At 39.5% G+C, this 21,303-nt stretch carries 12 protein-coding genes; 11 read left to right on the forward strand and 1 reads right to left on the reverse strand.

The window, feature by feature from the left end:
• Window positions 1–2: 2 nt before the first annotated feature.
• Window positions 3–875, reverse strand: a complete 873-nt coding sequence (locus FBD94_RS05305; protein ID WP_131606541.1) for an AraC family transcriptional regulator — start codon at window positions 873–875, stop codon at window positions 3–5.
• Between the two features lie 241 nt (window positions 876–1,116).
• On the opposite strand from FBD94_RS05305, the gene FBD94_RS25885 reads away from it, so the two are divergent.
• From FBD94_RS25885 to FBD94_RS05355, 11 genes are all read left to right on the forward strand, one after another.
• Window positions 1,117–1,266 (forward strand): hypothetical protein, encoded by a 150-nt coding sequence (locus FBD94_RS25885; protein ID WP_169472223.1) that lies wholly within the window; start codon window positions 1,117–1,119, stop codon window positions 1,264–1,266.
• Window positions 1,267–1,303: 37 nt separating this feature from the next.
• Window positions 1,304–1,984: a DUF3826 domain-containing protein gene (locus FBD94_RS05310; RefSeq protein ID WP_131606539.1), complete on the forward strand. Its 681-nt coding sequence runs from the start codon at window positions 1,304–1,306 to the stop codon at window positions 1,982–1,984.
• Between the two features lie 297 nt (window positions 1,985–2,281).
• Window positions 2,282–5,425 (forward strand): SusC/RagA family TonB-linked outer membrane protein, encoded by a 3,144-nt coding sequence (locus tag FBD94_RS05315; protein ID WP_136879391.1) that lies wholly within the window; start codon window positions 2,282–2,284, stop codon window positions 5,423–5,425.
• A 10-nt stretch (window positions 5,426–5,435) separates the two neighbouring features.
• Window positions 5,436–7,313, forward strand: a complete 1,878-nt coding sequence (locus tag FBD94_RS05320) for a RagB/SusD family nutrient uptake outer membrane protein (protein WP_136879392.1) — start codon at window positions 5,436–5,438, stop codon at window positions 7,311–7,313.
• A gap of 39 nt (window positions 7,314–7,352) precedes the next feature.
• Window positions 7,353–8,315, forward strand: coding sequence for a hypothetical protein (locus FBD94_RS05325; RefSeq protein WP_131606533.1), 963 nt, complete (start codon window positions 7,353–7,355; stop codon window positions 8,313–8,315).
• A gap of 447 nt (window positions 8,316–8,762) precedes the next feature.
• Window positions 8,763–11,849: a SusC/RagA family TonB-linked outer membrane protein gene (locus FBD94_RS05330; RefSeq protein ID WP_136879393.1), complete on the forward strand. Its 3,087-nt coding sequence runs from the start codon at window positions 8,763–8,765 to the stop codon at window positions 11,847–11,849.
• A gap of 12 nt (window positions 11,850–11,861) precedes the next feature.
• Complete coding sequence (locus FBD94_RS05335; protein ID WP_136879394.1) at window positions 11,862–13,646, forward strand: RagB/SusD family nutrient uptake outer membrane protein; 1,785 nt, start codon at window positions 11,862–11,864, stop codon at window positions 13,644–13,646.
• 195 nt (window positions 13,647–13,841) lie between these two features.
• The gene (locus FBD94_RS05340; RefSeq protein WP_136879395.1) at window positions 13,842–14,459 is read left to right on the forward strand and encodes a porin family protein; all 618 of its coding nucleotides are present in this window, start codon (window positions 13,842–13,844) and stop codon (window positions 14,457–14,459) included.
• 336 nt (window positions 14,460–14,795) lie between these two features.
• Window positions 14,796–16,451, forward strand: coding sequence for a pectate lyase family protein (locus FBD94_RS05345; protein WP_136879396.1), 1,656 nt, complete (start codon window positions 14,796–14,798; stop codon window positions 16,449–16,451).
• Between the two features lie 4 nt (window positions 16,452–16,455).
• Entirely contained in the window at window positions 16,456–18,084 is a 1,629-nt protein-coding gene (locus tag FBD94_RS05350; protein ID WP_136879397.1) for a polysaccharide lyase, read from the forward strand.
• Window positions 18,085–18,156: 72 nt separating this feature from the next.
• Window positions 18,157–21,294, forward strand: a complete 3,138-nt coding sequence (locus FBD94_RS05355) for a DUF6298 domain-containing protein (RefSeq protein ID WP_235884379.1) — start codon at window positions 18,157–18,159, stop codon at window positions 21,292–21,294.
• Window positions 21,295–21,303: the final 9 nt, after the last annotated feature.

The raw sequence follows: 21,303 nt of genomic DNA on the forward strand, positions 1-21,303 counted from the left end.
TATTACTCATTTAAATATTTCCGCTTATAATCTAATGGAGTCATGCCTGTTACTTTTTTAAAGTGTCTGTAAAAATTAGATACATTATTAAACCCACAGTCAAAGCAGATCATTTCTGTAGGGAGTTTGCTTTCAATTAAGAAGCGGCAGGCATGACTTACTCTAATCTCAATCAGGAAATCATAATAGGTTTTCTTAGTCATCAATTTAAAATACCTGCAAAATGAGGTGATGCTCAGGTTGCTTAAGGACGCGATCTCCTCTAGTGTAATGTCGTTTTTGTAATTGGTCATCGTATAAGTACATATCTTATTGATACGTAGTGTTTCCGATTCGTTAGATTGGTAGAAAGTATTTTTGCCATTTACTATTGTGGCATATTCGTCCGTTTCGGCCAAGGTTTTTAAAATGCTGAGCAGGATGATGATGCGATCGAGGTTGGTTGCCTCAATAGAAGATTTCATCAGCTCGGCTAGTTTATCCTTGGCCTTCCCAGTAATTACCATTCCGCTTTTAGCCTTCTCAAATAACTTTGGGATCAGGTAAGCTTCCGGTAGGCTCAATAGATTTTTACCCAAGCAATCCGGTAGAAACTGAATTACCATGGCTTCTACATGGAGGTCGGGATTGTTCTGGAAGTATTCGTCCTTACAGCGCCAGGTATGTGGGAGGTTCTCTCCCAGTAGAACCATTTCATCAGGTGTGAAATTACTGATGTTGTCGCCTATAAAACGGACACCTTCACCTTTAATTATATAGTGAAGTTCAAGTTCCGGATGGTAGTGCCAGACGTTTCCAAAGTCGGGCTTAATATCATGGCGTATACTAAAGGAGCTTTGGAGCGTACTCGGGATTTTATGGAAATGAGGCTTCATTTTTATTTTTTATATTTGAATATAATATTTATATTTAATTATTGAAAACGATGATTTAGCAAATCCTGTATATAATTCACTAAAGTTATGGGATTTTATGATAATATCCTATAATAATTTGCTAATAACCATCAGTAATTGATAAGTGCTATTGTTGAGTTTTGTATAAGGGCAATAGGAGATAACCAAATTATAAACCGAAATATTCTTTTTATATGAAGAATACATTCAGTAATAAATTATGAAACAGCGGGAAAATAAAGGAATTTTATTGGTTTCCATCGAAGATGTAGGGCTGTCGGCAAATCAAAATTGCTGGGAAGCGGAGTCGTCAATGGAGTGTGATCTGACCAAGAAACATCGTTTTATAAATTCTGCAAAACCCTTGTAAAAACTTTAATACAATCACTTAACCAAACAAATGAATTATGAAACGTGTTTACCTATTACTGACTTTAATGCTCTCAGGTATCGTTGGTGTATTTGCGCAAAATAATGCCATTGCCGATAACGAAAAGACTGCATACTTAAAGGTGATCACTCAGCGCGCCGACAAGATTGCAGCTGTACTTAACATAAGTGATGTTGCGAAACAAGAAAAGGTTAGAGACATTATTCGTGATCAATATAATAGTTTGAATGATATTTATACGGAGCGTGATGCAAATGTTAAGGCAATAAAAGAGGCTAACAGTGCTGATAAAGTAGCTGCTGAAGCCGCACTAAAGGAAGAAGCAACTAAAACAGATGATAAATTAGCAAAGCTTCATAAAAAATACCTGAGTAAACTGTCTTCGAAATTAACTGCAGAACAAGTGGATCAGGTAAAAAATGGGATGACTTATAATGTTCTGCCTATTACTTATAAGGCTTATCAGGAACAAATATTAACGCTTACCGAAGATCAGAAAAAGCAGATCTTCACTTGGCTTACGGAAGCACGCGAACATGCTATTGATGCAGAATCATCGGATAAAAAACATGCATGGTTCGGTAAATATAAAGGTAGAATCAACAATTACCTGTCTGCAGCCGGCTATGATTTGAAGAAAGAAGGGCAGGAGTGGGAGAAGCGTAGGAAAGCCACTGCAAAGCAAAAAGGAAACTAAAATATAAACGCGCTCAATTTGGTTAGATAGGCGCTCTCAAAAGTTCTTATTTGGTTAGAAAAATTCCCGTTACTGGTTAGCGTAACAATCGGTAACGGGTTTTTCTTTTATCAACGAAACGTAAACTGTAATATCATTATAAACAATTAAGCAAAGTCATTTGATCAAACATTTACTTTAAAACCAAGCCATTAACATCTTCTCAGCTTAGACCAAAAATATAGTGTTTAATGAAAAGGCAGTCTTATCGTTGATTCATTAAATAAAAAATTAACCATTTTATAATACAAACCAAGTATGAACTTTAGACTTTTACGAACGTTAAAAGGGGTAGTAGTATTATCCTTGCTTTTTTGTGCTTCATCGTACGCGCAAGTAAAGAAAATTACAGGTAAAGTTACTGACGGCAGTGACGGTGGGCCAATGCCCGGTGTTAATGTCAGCATTAAGGGGAAACCCAGTAATGTAGCCACGAATGCCGATGGTATTTACACCATTCAGGCCGATCCTGCAACTGACGCATTGGTATTCTCTTATATCGGTTTCAAAAGACAGACGATCGTATTGGCAGGGAAATCTACATTAAATGTTTCTTTGGCTTCTGACAATTCTGATCTGGATGAAGTGATCGTAGTAGGTTATGGTACCAAAAAGAAATCGGAAATCTTAGGATCGGTGGCGGTTATTTCTGGTGAAGAAATTCAGGATATTCCTGCACCGAACCTTGCGGGAGCTTTAAGAAACCGGATTGCAGGTGTTGGCGTCAGTCAGACATCAGGTCGCCCGGGCTCACCTATTACCTTAAATATTAGAAATTCAACTTCATCTGAGACGGCACGTACCGTGGGTGTTACCAGTGAACCTCTCTATATTATTGATGGGATTACGGTTAATAAAGAAGCTTTTGATAACATTGATGCATCAATGGTCGAAAATATGTCTTTTTTAAAGGATGCATCGGCCGCAATTTATGGAGCTGCGGGAGCGAAAGGTGTTGTTTTAGTTACCACTAAGCGAGGAAAAGTTGGAAAGCCAACCTTATCGTATAATGGCTATGTTGGGGTTTCAGATGCCACCAGAACTCCGGAAATGTTATCGGCCTACGATCAGGCTTTACTATTAAATGATGGCTATCGCCAATCGGGTGCACCGCTTTCCAGTTACTTTTTACCGGCTGATCTGGAGCTTCTTCAAGGTCAGAATTATAAAAGTTGGTATGATGAAATCTGGCAGGCTTCTACTACTCAGCGTCATAACCTTAGTATCTCAGGTGGTAGTGATAAAATCACATTCTTTGCCGGAGGTAGTTACCAGAACGAGGATGCAAACTTTAAAGGCATGAACTTCGATAAATATAGCTTCAGAAGTGGTGTGGTAGCTACTATTGTTAATGGTTTAAAAGCAGACATAAATTTCAATGTGGATTGGAATATCAGAAATGCACAACATAACCTTACGGATCAGGATGATGCATTTTTCGAGAAAATTATTACAGTACCAAGGTGGGTTCCAAACAGTATTGACGGGAAATTTGTAAACTTCAACAATGCGGTAAACCCAAATGCATTACTTAACTCTGGCTATTACGATAGACGTAAATCAAAAGGTTATAGAATAAATGCAAATTTAACGTACCAACCTGTATTCCTGAAAGGCTTTACCGCAAAATTTCAGGTTTCTCAGGGAAGTAATTCGACAAATAGCAGAACTTATATTCCGCCGTATCAAACCTATAACTTCGCTAAAATTGGTAACAATGGCCAAGTGTATACGAATCAACTCGCTGCAGTTTCTCCGGTTGTAGAACAGGTTGCTACTGGAAACCAAAGAATTAATCCTGGACTTTCCGAAAGTAATAGCTATCAGGGATTTTTAACGTTACAATATGGAAGAACATTTGGTAAACATACATTTGATGTTCTTGCAGGTGGGGAACAATCAGAGTCAAATAATGAAACTTTATCTGTATACAGATCAAACCAGTTGATACCAGGCAGTGAAGATTTATGGGGATTCGATGTGAACACACTTACTTTACAGAATAGTTCACGTGGTGAAACCGTAAAAAGATCAGTATTTGGTCGTGCATCATATGATTTTGATAAAAAATACCTGCTTGATTTTGTAATCCGTTCCGATGCATCCTCCAATTTTGCACCGGGTAAACGCTGGGGTTTATCTCCCAGCATAGGTTTAGGCTGGATTATTAGTCAGGAGAATTTCTTTAAAAATACGCCGTTCCTAAGCTTTGTTAATTATCTGAAGTTTAAAGTGAATTATGGCGTAACAGGGGATGATCGCGTGGATCAAAGATTATGGCAGGCACGTTATACCATTGATACGAACAGCGGCTATATTTATGGTGATGCAAATGCCAATGGTTTAAATCCATCATATTTTCCTAATCCAGACCTTACCTGGGAAAAGAAAAGAACGCTTAATGTTGGTATCGAAACAAGCATGTTCAACAATAAACTTGATGTCAATATTGAGGCGTTTCAAAACCGTAACTATGACGGAATTGACAGGGGTGGAAATAACCTGTACCCACTATACGGAGGATTTACCGCTCCAATTGTTAACTATAGGGAGACCTATAACTGGGGCTCTGAGTTCACAGTTGGTTATAAAGCAAAACTGACCACTGATCTGTTTATGAATGCAAGTGTAAACTTCACGTATGGCAATTCTGTAAATACAAGCTTGATTTATGCATCTGGCGACTTGATAAATAACGTAGCTCCGGATTGGGTTACTTCATTCGGTACTAATCCAAATAAATATAACTCCAGTAACATTGGTTTAAGAACTGCAGGTATGTTTAGAACTCAGGCTCAGGTTGATGCTTTTATGACGAAAAATCCTAATTATAGGATATATACCAGAATTCCGGAACCGGGTTTTCTATATTTCGAAGATACCAATAACGACGGTGTAATTACCGATAACGATATGGTTCCGCTTTATGATAAAACGAATTCCTGGTTCGCAGGAGGTTTCAATTTAAACTTTTCTTACAAAGCATTATCTCTGCAAACCAATATCGTTGCCAGGTTTGGCGGTAAAGCATTTTACGATAGTAAGGCGAGAAACGCACCAACTACTACTAGAAACGTATTATCGATCTGGAAAGACCGTTGGACACAGGACAATCCTATGGAAGGAAAATATCCTCGTTTCGATGATCCTTCAATAGCCAAAAACTCTGATTTTTGGGCTGTTGATGGTACCACAATCCGTATCAATACCATGACACTGAGCTATAAGGCACCCACTAAGTTTGTAAATAGACTTGGATTAAGTGGAGCCAGATTGTTGCTTACCGGTAACAATTTGTGGACTTTGGTGAATCCGTTAGATTATAAAGATCCGTATTCGTCAACTGCATATGATTATCCAATCCTGAGAACAGTTTCTTTAGGTTTAAATGTTAACTTATAATTTTTGAATCATGATTAAGCAATTTAAAACCAACATAAAAAGATCTTTAATTATCCTTTCTATGGCAGCTTGCCTGCCAGCTTGTAAAAAGGGCTTTTTCGATCTTCCTGATCGTGGCGGCGTTGATAATGCCATTTGGAGTACAGACGGAGCCGTTCAGCTTCATCTCAACAGGACATACGATGTCGTTATTCCGACATTCCCTTTTCAGGTAATTATTAATGAACGAAATGGTGTCCACCTGGCCAGCGATGAAAATTATTTCTCAGAGACAGATCAATATACACGTGCAGCCCTGGGCTTACAGGGTGTTCTGACGAATAATGATGTAAGATGGGCTGGTAATAGGTATAACAATAATTCCGCTATAGGTGAAAATAAATATTTCGACATTCAAAGATGTAACGAAGCTATAAAATTTCTTCCGGAAGGTACTTTGTCTGAAGCAAAAAAGAATGAGTATCTGGGACAATATTATGCCTTAAGGGCGATGACTTTTTTTGAGCTGGTTAAGGTATATGGGGGGATTCCTTTGCCGATTGAGCCTCAAGCTCCGGAAAGCGTTTATACCGGAGGCAGAAAAAGTGCTAAAGTGTGTTTTGATCAGATCATTTCTGATTTGGATAAAGCAATTACCATGCTCGAAGGTTTCAATCCGCAAGACGGGAATGGTCGTGGAAAGATCACAAAGCTGATTGCAGTTTGTCTTAAGGCCAAAGTATTATTTTATTGGGCTAGTCCACAATTCAATCCGACTAATGATGGTAAACATCCTTATCAGCCTGGTAGATGGACAGATGCTTTAAATGCGAACAAATTAGCCTACGATATGAGTATAGCGGCGGGAAGAAGACTACAGGCTAACTATGCGGATATTTTCAGGGTAGAGGGAGGACTAAACACAGAAGCAATTTTAGTTAGAACACATTCAGCTACAATTGAAAGGAGAGGTCATGATACAGAATATAGATGCAGACCTGCTTCTGAAAGCGGAGGCCCTACAACAGGCTTTATGCCTTCTATCAAAATGCTTGAGGCCTATCCGATGAAAGATGGACTTCCGAGAAATACATCAACGGCTTATCCTTACGATCCGATTATGTTTTGGCAAAACAGAGATCCAAGATTTGATGCTACAATAGCCTATAATGGCGGGCCCTGGGCTTTAAGCGGTAATGCTGCAAGAAGGCAATGGACGTATAACCAGGCTGTAAGTGAGAGTAATGGCAATGGTGTATATTGTAAACGCTTTACCTCTCCTACTTTAGTCGCAGGAAACGTAAGATATACAAATAATATCGGAGGAAATGGGTTTGACTGGATCGAACTCAGACTAGCGGAAGTGATGTTGAATTATGCGGATTGTTTAAATGAAACCGGAAATTTAGGTGGAGCGAAGGACCTGGTTAGACAAATCAGGGTAAGGGCCGGAATAATAGCCGGTACAGCTGATTATGGATTGAATCCAGCGGGTGGCCCTGACGCAATGCGGACACTGATTCTTAATGAGCGAATGGTCGAGTTTGCTTTCGAAAATAAACGCAATTCTGATTTGAGAAGATCACGCACCATGCATTTGTTAACCGGAAGCATGCAGAAGCTCGAAATTACGTTGGTAAAACCTCCTGTTGGAACTGTGCTAAATGATAAAGGTGTTTTGGAAGCAGTGACAGGTGGTGTCATGTTCAGGGAAACGCTGAATACTAACGATAAAACTGTCTATACCAAATACTTCAATACAGTTATTACTACAAATGGCAGCTACTCACCTTATAACGTTCCAGAGTTTCATTATTTCTATACCTTCCATGATGATTTCGTAAATAATGGTCTCAACATAGCCCCAACAATTGGATGGGCTGGAGGTACATTTGATCCGCTTGATTAAGCTGAATTTATAGAGAATTGCATTTTAAAACTTAAAGAAATGAAAATTAAAAATATATCAAAGTTCTTCCTTCTGGCGTCAAGTGTATTTATGCTGACGTCTTGTAAGAAAGAAGCCGACAGTATTTTCGATATGTTCGAAGATGTTACGGTTACATTTAACAACAGCGACCCTAAAACTGTAGTTGATTATAAACAAGTGGATGATAATACAGAAGTCTGGATTGACTTTACCATCAATTCGGCAAAGGAAGATATGTATACGGTTACTGTGGAAAGAACAACGGGTACAGGTTTTGATCGCTCTACAGTATATACTTTGACCAATGACCAACGCAGAAGTTTTTCTACTATTTTCAAATATAAATTACAGCGCGACGGTCAAACCAGTTTCCGTGTTTTTGCGAGGAACCAAAAGGGAGTTTATATAGGAGATGGATATAAAAAAGTTGTTGTGGATGGAAAAACAAGTTATAAAGTGTTTTTGAATAGAAACATTTATTTGCCTGATACTGTTGCAAAAGTATTGCCATCATTCTTTTCATTAAATGAAGGAACATTGTTTAGTTATAACGATGGTGCGGCAAATGCGGCTAAAATTGATTTTGGAGTTTATAGAAAGGCGTACCTTAATTCAAGTGGTCAGACAGAATATGCTGTAAATCTGTACTCCATTAGTACGCCTACAAGTCCATTAACTGTCTATGACGTGAGTACCTGGAGCCCAAAAAGAACTACGAAATTCAGTGCTCCGATTGCAACTCAGGTAGCTATTTTTGGGGGGAATGCAGTTTCAGGATCGACTATTGAAACATTAGCTAAAGCAAGAACCATTAATCTTAATGCGACTGTAGGCGCGACAGCAGCTGCAGGATTGGTTACAGGAAGTGCTATATTTTTCCTGACACCCGAAGGGAAGTATGGAATGATGCTGATCAATTCAGTTACTTCTGATTTTGAGAAGAAACCATTATTGAATGTAAGTGTGAAAATGCAAAATTAATTGTTGTGAATGTTTATATAAAGCCGCTACCGAAAGGAGCGGCTTTTTTTGTGAATCTTCTATTGAAAAAGTTGCATGTGGCTGACATTTCTAATTTCTGATTCTATCGTTTGTTACACTCCTGTTATATATTCTAGTGGTAGTTTTTTGTAAAATATTCGAGACATAAAATGTTAATTAGACATTTAAAAAATGAATTGGTAAGATTGTACAATTCCTTGAAAAAATGCTACAGTAAACAATGTGCTATTGATTGCATTTTTGAAACCTGGATCAACAACCCTATTTATAAACTTAAACAGCAATCAATTTCAGATTTAAAATTCTGATCATATAAACCATCTACGATGATTTTTGTCTTCGGATAAACTGACCATCAATTCCGCACTCTTTTATTAGAAATACAAAGAAAACTACCAAATTTTAAATCGTTTGACGAGAAGAAGTATGAAACAAAAACCGCTTTTTAAAAGCAAGGGATTAAAGGGGATATGGGCTCCTTTGGTCATGGCACTTTTTTTACCCGTATCAAGTTTTGCAGCAGAATCCAATATTAAAAGTGCTGACAAGGGTGGCATGTTTTTCCACCAGGTAAACATTACAGGAACAATCAAAGATAGCAAAGGGCAACCCCTTCCTGGTGCCAGTGTTAAAATTAAAGGGACTAGTACTGGTACATCAACCGATGCAAACGGTGCTTTTAGATTGAACCTGCCCAGTGGAGCTGAGACGCTAGTCATTAGTATGATGGGTTACAAAACTCAGGAAATACCAGCTGCTGGTAAAACAACTATTTCAGTCACACTTGCAGATGAAACTTCAGATTTGGATGAAGTGATTGTAGTTGGTTATGGTACAGTGAAAAAACGTGATCTTACCGGTGCTGTATCCTCCGTAAAAGCAGATGATATTGTCCTTACACCAACTGCTAATGCGATGAATGCCCTGCAAGGAAAAGTATCGGGTATGGATATCACGACACTTTCGGGTAAATCTGGATCGAGCCCAAAAATCAGACTCAGAGGTAACCGTTCAGCTTTTGGTAGCAATGACCCTTTGTACATCATTGATGGTATTCAAGGTAGTTATGCTGAGCTTAATCCGAATGACATTGAGTCGATTGATGTGTTGAAAGATGCTTCGTCTACTGCGATATATGGTTCCGCTGGAGCAAACGGGGTGGTAATGATCACCACTAAAAAAGGAAAAGCAGGAAGTAGCACCATCAGCTTTGATTCTTTCTTTGGATATAATGGGTTTCCTAAATATCCGCACGGGCTTACCGGAGACAATTATATCAAGTTGAAGCGTGAAGCTTATCGTGGAGCTAATGATGTTTATCCCGAGTTTATGAGTAACATTTTTACCATACCGGGTCAGCTTGCCGCATACGAAGCCGGTAAATGGGTAGACTGGGTAGATTTGGCCCTGAGAGATGGAACACAGCAGAATTATAGCGTGGCCGTTACCGGAGGAACAGAAAAAACAAAAGCTTACCTGTCTTTAAACTATAACAATGAACAAGGCTTGATCAAAAATGATCAGAATAAAAAGTATGCGGTACGTGCGAATATAGATCATACCTTATCTAAGATTTTTAAGGTAGGAACCAATTTGCAGTTAACCTATACTGACAATGATGCGGCTGCCCAGAATATTTTCGGAAACAGTCTTACCTTCGCTCCGCTGGGAGATGCCTTTGATGCTAATGGAAAGATCAACAATAAACCTGTGGAAGGCGTTACCAACCCATTGTCTGATCAGATCGAAAACCAATATGAAAACAATACCTTAAATACCTATTTTGCGGGTAATGCTTATCTGGAAGTTAAACCCATCAACGGTTTATCTTTCCGTTCAGTGATTGGAACTACTTTAGTGTCTTCCAGGAATGGGAAATACTTTGGAACTCAATCTATTGCTAATCCCGTGGCGGGTTATAAAATCCCTGCTGCAGTAATTGAGAACCAGAGAACGGTCAATTATCGTTGGGAAAATATCCTGACTTATGATTTTGACATCAAAGATAACCACCATTTTAGCGTTACTGGCGTAACCTCTCTTGCTAAAAACCGGACTGAAAGTAATTCTGCAGGTGCTTCTGGATTTGATATGGATTCCTATTCTTACCATAACCTCAGTGCCGGAACATCAGCAATTATCAATTCGGCCTATATGCAGGATCAATCCACGTCATTCGTAGGTAGAATGAACTATAACTATAAAGGTAAATACCTATTGTCATTGTCTAACCGTTGGGATGGTGTATCCAGATTATCTGTAGGGCACAAATGGGACTCGTTTCCTGCAGGTGCTGTTGCCTGGAGAATTAGCGATGAAGATTTCTTTAAAGAAGTTAAAAGTCTATCCAGTCTTAAACTTCGCATAGGATATGGTGTAACAGGAAACTCAGGAGGTGTACTTGCTTATGGGACACAGGCAGGAGGCTATAATGCACCACGGCCAGTTGGCTTTGGAGATGTTGCTGCCCCTACATTTATTCTGAACCAGTTGCTGGCAAACAGGGAACTGGGTTGGGAAAAATCTTACAATACCAATATAGGTTTGGATGCTGAATTTTTTAAAGGCATTGTAAATCTGACGGTGGATTGGTATAATACTGATACGAAAGACATGTTGTACCAGCGGGATCTTCCAGCTTCTCTTGGTGGGTCATGGGGGGCGCCATTTAAGATTTGGCAAAATATCGGTGAAATGAACAATAAGGGATTAGAGATCCTGGTCAGCACACGCAATATCGAACGCGACAATTTTTCATGGGGCAGTACATTTACTTTTGCAACCAATAAAGAAAAAATTACCTCACTTCCTGGAGGTAAAGACCTGATATCAAGTAAGTTTTTTTACGGTCAACCGCTAACGGCACACTACGACTATAAATACTTAGGCATCTGGCAAGAAAATGAAGCGGTAGAGGCGGCAAAGTATAATTCTGAACCTGGCGACATTAAGGTGGCTACTGATGGTACATTTAATGCTGATGGAAAGCATCCCTATAGTGCCACTGACAAGGTTGTATTAGGTTCTGAGGTTCCTGACTGGACAGCTGGTTTACAGAATAATTTTAGATATAAGAATTTTGATGCCAGCGTAATGCTTACTGCGCGTTGGGGGCAAATGATTGCGAGTAACCTGATTACACGCTACAATCCGATTAGTGCAACTACAGGAAATAGCCCTGATGATATTGATTATTGGACACCTGAAAATCCAGGTGCATATTTACCAAGACCTGGAATTCATTCCAGCACATCTGGTTATATAGGTTTTGATGCCTTAAAATATGTAAACGGATCTTTCTTTAAAATCAGAAACCTCACTCTGGGTTATACTTTGCCAAAAGGTATATCGAAGAAAGTAGCATTGCAAAAACTTCGTTTTTATGCTACAGCAAACAATCCATTCATCTTTACCAAAAGTGATTTGTTAAAGTATCAGGATCCGGAAACAAATGGTTCTGATAATTTTCCCTTAACTAAACAGTTTGTACTCGGACTAAACGTTACATTTTAATTTTTTACAGACATGAAGATCAAAAATATATACATTGCCATGCTAGGACTGGGACTATTTACCGGTTCTTGTTCACTGGAAGAGATAAATCCTTCGGGGGTAACGGTAGATAAAGTTGCGGCTAACAAAGCTGGATTCAATAAGCTGGTAGCCAGTTGTTATTTTGACTTGTCAAGATATTTCTATGGACGTAACTTACTACTGGTGACGGAAGGTGGAACGGATATCTGGACCGCTGATCTTAATACCAACAACAATCAAAATTACATGAAGTATGCTTCTGGTGGTGCAATGTCGATTGATATGGCAAAAGACTACTGGAATGGCGCGTACGATGCCATCAACTATTGCAATGTCGTTATCCTAAGGGCAAACGAGGTACAGGATTTTAGCAGTGAGCAGGAAAAGAATGCACTTGTTGCCGAAGCTCACTTTTTAAGAGCATTGTATTATTTCCACCTGGTGGAGCAATTTGGTGCAATTCCACTAAGTACTACAGAAACCGATGCACCTGTTTTAGAGTCATTCCGTACTTCACAGCTGGAAGTTTATGAAAAAGTCATTCTACCTGATCTACGTTTTGCCGTTGACAATCTGCCTACTACCGTAACAGTTGCTCAAGCAGGACGCCCGTCAAAAAAATCGGCTCTTGGTCTTCTAGCAAAAGCTTGCCTTCAGACTAAGGAATATGGAACGGATAAATACCTGGAAGAAGCAATTACTGCTGCTAAAAAGCTAATAGATGCACCAGCCACTTATAACACACGTCTGTACAATAACTTTGTTGACAATTTTAATGCAGCAAATAATAAAAATAACCTTGAAGCACTTTACCAGCTTCCTTATTCACAAAATTATGGTTCTACAAACCTTTATGATCATAATAACGACTTTAAGCGTTTTTATTGTACGCCAACGGCATTTGGGGCGATTGTATCAGGAGGATTTGAAACTGTGGTGGGTCGCTGGTCAGGTGGTAACTTTATGCCAACAAAATACCTGATGGATGTATTTAAGAATCCTGACGGAAGCCTGGATCCAAGATATGCGTTGTCGTTTCAAACCAGCTGGACCGCTAATACAAATTACAGCTGGAATGCAGATGCCATCAGGCAGTTTGATCGGGTAGGTGCTGCGGTACCTGCAGGCACTACAGTTGCAACTGCTGAGCTGTCGATTAAAATTATACGCCCTGAGGAAGCTGGTTACACTGCGGAACAGGCTACAAGATTAGCTCAGAAATATATCGTTGTTGATTACAAAGATTTATATGGTGACGACCAAAAAGTTAAAATGAAATATACAAGGGTAAACCAGGCTCCAGGAGAAGTAGAAAATCCTTTTATCCGTTTTTATCCTTCTTTAACAAAGTTTAACTCAGGCTCATTCATCAGTCCGAAAGCTAATAATTATACTAGTGATGCTTTTGCAACGGTAATGCGCCTAGGTGAAGTGTACCTGATTGCTGCAGAAGCTGAGTTTTACCTGCGTGGAGCAAACGGAACTGCAGCAGGATATGTAAATGCTTTAAGAACAAGGGTAGTGGGCCAACAGGTTAGTGCTGCTGATATATCTTTACAGTTTTTACTCGACGAACGTGCAAGGGAGCTTTGCGGTGAGTACGGTAGATGGTACGACTTGAAACGTGTCGGAAAGCTAAATAAAACTTATCTGATGGAAAAGAATCCGGATGTAGGACAATATTTTGTTGACGGAAGACATGGGGTAAGACCGATTCCGCAAGGGCAGATCGATGCAATCAGTAATCCTGCCGGATTCCAGAACCCGGGTTATTAGAAATAAATTCGATTTTAGATCGTACGCAAAAGGCTGTTATCGAAAGGTAACAGCTTTTTTTATCTACAGCCTACTCCTGATGTAGCTATGTTGTTAGTTTTTAAGAGAGTAGTTTACATATAGTGAAATGTTTTTTATTGATTTATTGGTATAAGTTTATATATTCGAAGCGTCTTAATTAACGAAATAAAATATATGAGAAAATTATTTACAGTTTTGCTATTGGCAGGAAGCTGTTTTACTGCATTTGCACAAGAAAAGGGCAGTTTTGAATTTGGATTTAACGTAGGTTATAATGCTGCGACTGTAACAAGCGGTTCTATGACGAATACTAGTTATAGGAGTGGATTTAACGTTGGTGCCGTTGGTGACTACTTTTTTTCGGATAGATGGAGTATTAAAGCAAAACTAACTTACGATCAAAAAGGTTGGGATAATGGTTATATCACTAATCTAGATAATGGACAGAGTTTTGCAACTAATTATCGCATGGATTATTTAACAATACCAGTTATGGCAAACTGGCATTTTGGTAAAAAAAGAAATTGGTATCTGAATTTCGGTCCTTATGCAGGAATTTTATTGAGTGCTAAAGAAACAGCATTTAATACAGATTTAAAAGAACTTTCAGCCAGTGCTGATCTAGGGTTAGTACTTGGAATAGGTGTTAAAATACCTATTGCAAAAAATGTGAAAATTATATTTGAAGCTGATGGACAAAGTGGGATTACTGATGTTTTTAAAGAAAACCAAGGCACAACCATCAGAAATTCCAGAAGTAGTCTTAACACTGGATTAGTATTCGACTTTTAAAATAGGGTTCGGGAAATTTTTATCGAGGGTGTATCATAAATCATGATCACCCTTTTTTCATTGGAGTTTTAATCTGTTTTAGCGCTCCGCTTGTAACATCTCCGCGACATAAAACGTTATTCTGACGCATATAAAATCAATCTGATAAGATTGTACAATAGCTAGAAAAAATGCTATAGTAAAAGCCATTTTATAGATCGCATTTTTGAATTAATATAGCATCTAACCAAATTTATAAACCGAACATGTCAGACTGATTTCGTATTTATAGTTGAATATATTTTTTATATATAAATTAATTGCGTACTTTTTGTTGTTCAATTATTCGAGACATTGATGAAAAAGAGATTTTTGCACTTCGTATTTTCTGCGGCACTTGTTGTTGCGGCACCCTCAGCTTTCGCACAATATCCTAACATACCGTCTGATATTAAAAAAGAATCAGAAGATATGATGAAAGAAGCTTACCGCCAATCAGACCTTGCGTGGCAAAAAGCACTTCCTATTATAGAAAAAGAAGCTAAAGAGGGGAAACCTTATGTTCCATGGGCAGGCCGCCCGGTAGATCTTCCACAATCAGAACTTTTGGCTTTTCCGGGGGCTGAAGGTGGTGGTGCTCATAGTTTTGGTGGTCGTGGTGGTCGTGTAATTGTCGTTTCCAATCTAAACGATAGCGGTCCCGGTTCTTTGCGCGATGCCTGCGAGCAGGGGGGAGCAAGGATTGTCGTATTTAATGTATCAGGAATTATCCGCATTAAAACACCTTTAATTATAAGAGCACCTTACATTACCATTTCAGGTCAGACTGCTCCTGGTGACGGAGTTTGTGTGGCTGGTGAGTCGGTTTGGTTAAACACTCATGATGTGATTGTTCGTTTTATGCGTTTCAGAAGGGGTGAAACCTTTGTGGGGCGTAGGGATGATGCTATTGGAGGAAACCCGGTAGGTAACATCATGATTGACCACGTATCGGCAAGCTGGGGACTAGATGAAAATATGTCTATGTACCGCCACATGTACAACGATAGCACAGGTAAAACCGACGTTAAGTTGGCGACTGTAAATATTACTATTCAGAACTCTATCTTCTCTGAAGCTTTAGATACCTGGAATCATGCCTTTGGTAGTACTCTGGGGGGCGAGAACTGTAACTTTATGCGTAACCTTTGGGCAGATAATGGTGCCCGTAACCCATCAATCGGATGGAATGGCATCTTTAATTTTGCTAATAATGTGATCTTTAACTGGAACAATCGTTCAACAGATGGTGGCGATTATACAGCTATGTATAATATTATCAACAATTATTATAAACCAGGTCCGGTAACTTCATTAAAGGATCCAATCAGTTATAGAATATTAAAACCTGAATCCGGCAGGAGCAAATTGCCTTATGTAGTATTTGGAAGAGCTTATGTAGAAGGAAACATCATTGAAGGCAATGAAAAAGTAACTAAAGACAACTGGGACGGTGGTGTGCAGTTAGAAGATAAGAAAGGTAACCTGATGACTTACGAGCAGGCTAAATCATATTTTGCTGCGATGCGGGTTAAAAAACCTTTCCCAATGGCAGAAATGACCATTTTACCAACAATGGACGCCCATAAATACGTACTAGCCAATGTTGGTGCTACTTTACCTAAACGTGATGCTGTGGATACACGTGTAATTGAGCAGGTGAGAACGGGTAAAATTACTTACGCTGCTAATGTTAAACTATCAGATAAGCCAGATTTTGAGCACCGCAGATTGCCAAAAGATTCTTATAAAATGGGAATCATTACTGATATCAGTCAAGTAGGTGGGTACCCAGAATATAAAGGAAAACCATATAAAGATTCGGATAATGATGGTATGCCAGATAGCTATGAGACAAAAAACGGATTAAATCCTAAAGATGCTTCAGATGCAGCTAAAATCACAAAAAGTGGTTACTCAAATATCGAAGTTTATTTAAATAGTGTTGTTCCAGTAAAAACCGTTAAGCCATAATAACATGAAAGTATTTTCTTTGATATTGGCGGTTGCCGCTGTTGGAATTGGAAATAATGTCTTTGCACAATATCCGGTAATTCCGCCGGCAATGGAAGCTAAAGCCGATTCTATTTTAGCGGTTATTGAGCACAATTCAGATCGTCAGTTCGAAAAAGTTAAATCTATTCTAGATCGTGACACAAAAAATGGTAAGCCGTTTATTCCATGGGCAGCTAAACCATCTGATCTTCCACAAGCAAAAATACCTGCATTTCCTGGAGCAGAAGGTGGTGGTGCATTATCATTCGGTGGTCGTGGTGGTAAAGTCTATGTAGTGACTACATTGGCGGATTCAGGTCCTGGCTCTCTGCGAGAAGCTTGTGAGCAAGGTGGTGCCCGCATCGTTGTATTCAATGTAGCAGGTATCATTAAACTGAAAACGCCCCTAATTATTCGCACGCCTTATATCACTATTGCAGGGCAAACAGCTCCCGGAGATGGTGTATGCGTGGCTGGAGAGTCTGTATGGATGAATACACATGATGTGGTGATCCGCTACATGCGTTTCCGTCGTGGAGCAACTGATGTGACTCGTAGAGATGATGCCATTGGTGGTAACCCTGTAGGAAATATCATTATGGATCATGTGTCAGCAAGCTGGGGATTAGACGAAAATATGTCTATCTACAGGCATGTATATGATCCAAAAGATGGTTCAAAACCCATCAAGCTACCCACAGTAAATGTAACCATACAAAACTCTATATTTTCCGAAGCACTAGATACATATAATCATGCTTTTGGGAGTACGATCGGTGGTTTAAACAGTACGTTTATGCGTAACCTTTGGGCATCCAATATTAGTCGTAATCCTTCAGTGGGGATGTACGGTGATTTTGGTTTTGTAAACAACGTCGTATTTAATTGGTGGAACCGCAGTGCGGATGGTGGAGACAATAATTCTTTTTATAATTTCATCAATAATTATTACAAGCCAGGGCCAATTACACCCTTAGACCAGCCTATTGCCTACCGGATTTTAAAACCTGAAAGTGGAAGAGATAAACGGTATGCCCATGTGTTTGGAAAGGCTTATATCAATGGGAATATTATTGAAGGCAATGAAAAGGTAACTAAGAATAACTGGGATGGTGGTGTACAGGTTGAAGGTGTAGCCAATAAACAAAGTTTATTAGACTCTATGCGTGTAGACAAACCTATGCCCATGGCTAAAGTAACTATATTGGATACTCGTAAGGCTTATGATTATACCCTTATGAATGTTGGTGCAAATTTGCCTGTTCGAGATGCGGTAGATAAAAGAATTATTGAGCAGGTGAAGACAGGTAAGATTTCTTATATAGATGGTGGCAAAACAGGATTGGGTAAATCGTATGTGAAACGTCGTTTACCTGAAGATTCTTATAAGAAAGGTATCATATCTGATATCAGTCAGGTGGGTGGATATCCAGAGTACAAAGGCACGCCTTACAAAGATTCTGACAATGATGGTATGCCTGATGCATGGGAAGTTAAAAATGGCTTAAACCCTAAAGATGCGTCTGATGCAACAAAGATCACTAAAAATGGTTATTCAAATATTGAAAATTACCTCAATAGTGTGGTACCTTTAAAAGAGGTGAAACCATAAAATCATTCCTTAATTCAACATCTTTAACCAAATATGATACTGACAAATCAACATTCTTTAAAAAAGCAATGCATGGAAAAAGTAAGGCCCGCTTTGCTTTATGCATTTTTGGTTTGTTTAAATGTAAGTCCTGTACTTGCACAAAAAGTAAAAGTAGTTGAGCTACCCAAGCCCATATTTAAAGGTAAAGATGGCAAACTGAACTATACACCTGATGAAAAAGGTAACCGTATCCCCGATTTTTCTTATGTAGGTTTCATGGCTGGTGAAAAGGCCATTCCTGATGCCTTGGTGAAGGTTGTTGTGCCTGTTAAGGAAGGCGATGCAACGCTAAGAATCCAGTCGGCCATAAACTACGTGGCTTCTTTGCCTGTAGGAAAAGATGGTTTGAGAGGAGCTGTTTTACTGCAAAAAGGGAAGTATGAGGTGGCGGGTACGCTGAAAATCGGGGCTTCCGGGGTGGTTTTGCGTGGTAGCGGTATGGAGACAGACGGAACGATTTTATATGCCACAGGACTGGATCGGCTAGGTGTGTTGCGTGTTTTAGGGAAGGATGACCGTGTGAAAGAAAAGCCAGTTATCATTACAGATAAGTATGTTCCTGTGAATGCCTTGAAAGTTATACTAGCTAATGCTTCAGCATTTAAAAAGGGCGATCAGGTGATCGTACGACGGGCATCGACAAAAACCTGGATTGATGTGCTGGGAACAGATCATTTTGGAGGAGGCATTACTTCACTGGGATGGAAACCTGGACAGCGAGATATCAATTGGGATAGGAAAGTAGTTGCCATAAATGGTAGTGAATTAACTTTAGATGCACCTTTAACGACTGCACTGGATGCAGATTATGGTGAAGCCACTGTATCAAAATATACATGGAATGGCAGAATTTCGAATTCCGGAGTAGAAAATTTAAGATTTGTATCTGCTTATGATGAGCATAATCCTAAAGATGAATACCATCGCTGGACAGGTATTTCATTAGAAAATGTTAAAGACGCATGGGTAAGACAAGTGGTATTTGAACATTTTGCAGGTTCGGTTGTAACTGTTCAGGAAACGGCAAACAGAATTACCGTAGAAGATTGTAAATCATTAGCTCCCGTCTCGGAGATTGGCGGTGAACGCAGGTATACTTTTTTAACTACCGGTGGCCAAACCTTGTTTCAAAGACTTTATTCAGAATATGGTTATCATGACTTTGCAACAGGTTTTTGTGCGCCAGGCCCTAATGCTTTTGTTCAATGCCAAGCCTATTTGCCATTTAGCTTTAGTGGGGCAATCGACAGTTGGGCATCAGGAGTATTGTTTGATGTGGTAAACATTGATGGACAAGCGCTGAGTTTTATGAACCGTGGACAAGATGGACAGGGGGCTGGATGGGCTGCAGCAAATAGTGTTTTTTGGCAGTGTACAGCGGCAAGAGTAGATTGCTATCAACCACCAACAGCACAAAACTGGGCTTTTGGTACCTGGGCACAGTTTGCCGGGGATGGGTATTGGGATATGTCGAACGAACAGATTCAGCCACGTAGTTTATATTATGCGCAATTAAAAGACAGAATAGGAGTAGAAGCAGATTCGCGCGCATTTATTATGCCTGTGGAAACCGAGGCTTCTAGTAGTCCACCTGTAGATGTTGCTATGAAATTAACGAAGTTATCTGTTAAGCCTGCAATGATGCTTATAGAATATATAGATCAGGCATCCCAAAGACAAAAGATAAATACAGCTGTTGGTTCAGCTAAAAGTATAGATAAGATTGGGATAGAAAAACCAGTACAATCTCGATTGGCAGCGGCAATGTTGTTAAGTAATGGCTGGTTGGTACGTGGCAATGCGGTAGTAACCGGAGATAGGCAGGATGTACAATGGTGGAATGGAAGCGCAAGACCATATGGCTTGAAAAGCACTAAGCCGCACATTACCCGTTTTGTTCCCGGACGTTCGGGGAAAGGTTTAACGGACGACCTTGATCAAGCCACCGATTCTATGAAAAATGGAACAGTAAAGATTTTAGATCACAATTATGGGTTGTGGTATGATCGCCGTCGTGACGATCATGAACGCATCAGGAGGATGGACGGAGAGGTGTGGACACCTTTTTATGAATTGCCATTTGCCAGAAGTGGGCAAGATAAAGCCTGGGATGGTTTAAGTAAATACGACTTGACGAAATATAACTTATGGTATTGGGACAGGCTTAAACAGTTTGCTGATCTAGCCGATCAAAAAAGTTTGGTACTGATTCACCAGAACTATTTTCAGCACAACATTATAGAAGCTGGAGCGCATTATGCGGATTATCCATGGCGTACCGCCAATAACATCAATAGTACTGGTTTTCCAGAACCGGTTCCTTATGCGGGAGATAAGCGCATATTTATGGCCGAACAGTATTACGACATTACCAATCCAACTCGTAGAGAATTACACCGTGCCTATATCCGCAAGTGTTTGGATAATTTTAGGGACAACACTGGGGTAATCCAATTGATAGGAGCAGAATTTACTGGCCCTTTGCATTTTGTGCAGTTTTGGATTGATACTATAAAGGAATGGGAAAAAGAAACAGGTAAACATCCAGTAATTGGTTTAAGCACGACTAAGGATGTACAAGATGCGATCCTTGCTGATAAAGACAGAGCAGCTGTGGTTGATCTGATCGACATTCGTTATTGGCATTATCAGGCCGACGGAACAGCATATGCGCCGCAAGGTGGACAGAATCTGGCTCCACGTCAACATGCACGATTACTAAAACCTAAAAAGACATCATTTGAACAGGTATACCATGCAGTTTCAGAATACCGTTTACAATATCCTGAAAAAGCAGTTATCTATTCGGGAGATAGTTATGATGCTTTTGGTTGGGCTATTTTTATGGCTGGTGGATCGCTGTCAGATATTCCTGGTTTTAACAGTACCTTGCTTTCGGCAGCTGCAGGAATGAAGTCTGCTGCAATGACAGGGGCGCCTGCCGGACAGTATGCTTTGGCAAACCCTGGTAAAGCATATATATACTATAACAATTCAGCAGCTTCATTAAAGATCGATCTAAGCGCTGCTGCCGGTAATTATACTGTAAAACGTATCGATCCACGTAGCGGTGCTATGGTTAATGAGGAAAAGATCAAAGGTGGATCTGTCATCGAATTAAAGAAGCTTTCATCAGGAGACGAAGTAGTTTTCATCAACAAAATTTAAAAATATTAT

The sequence above is a fragment of the Pedobacter hiemivivus genome (assembly GCF_005144565.1).
Taxonomy (GTDB): domain Bacteria; phylum Bacteroidota; class Bacteroidia; order Sphingobacteriales; family Sphingobacteriaceae; genus Pedobacter; species Pedobacter hiemivivus.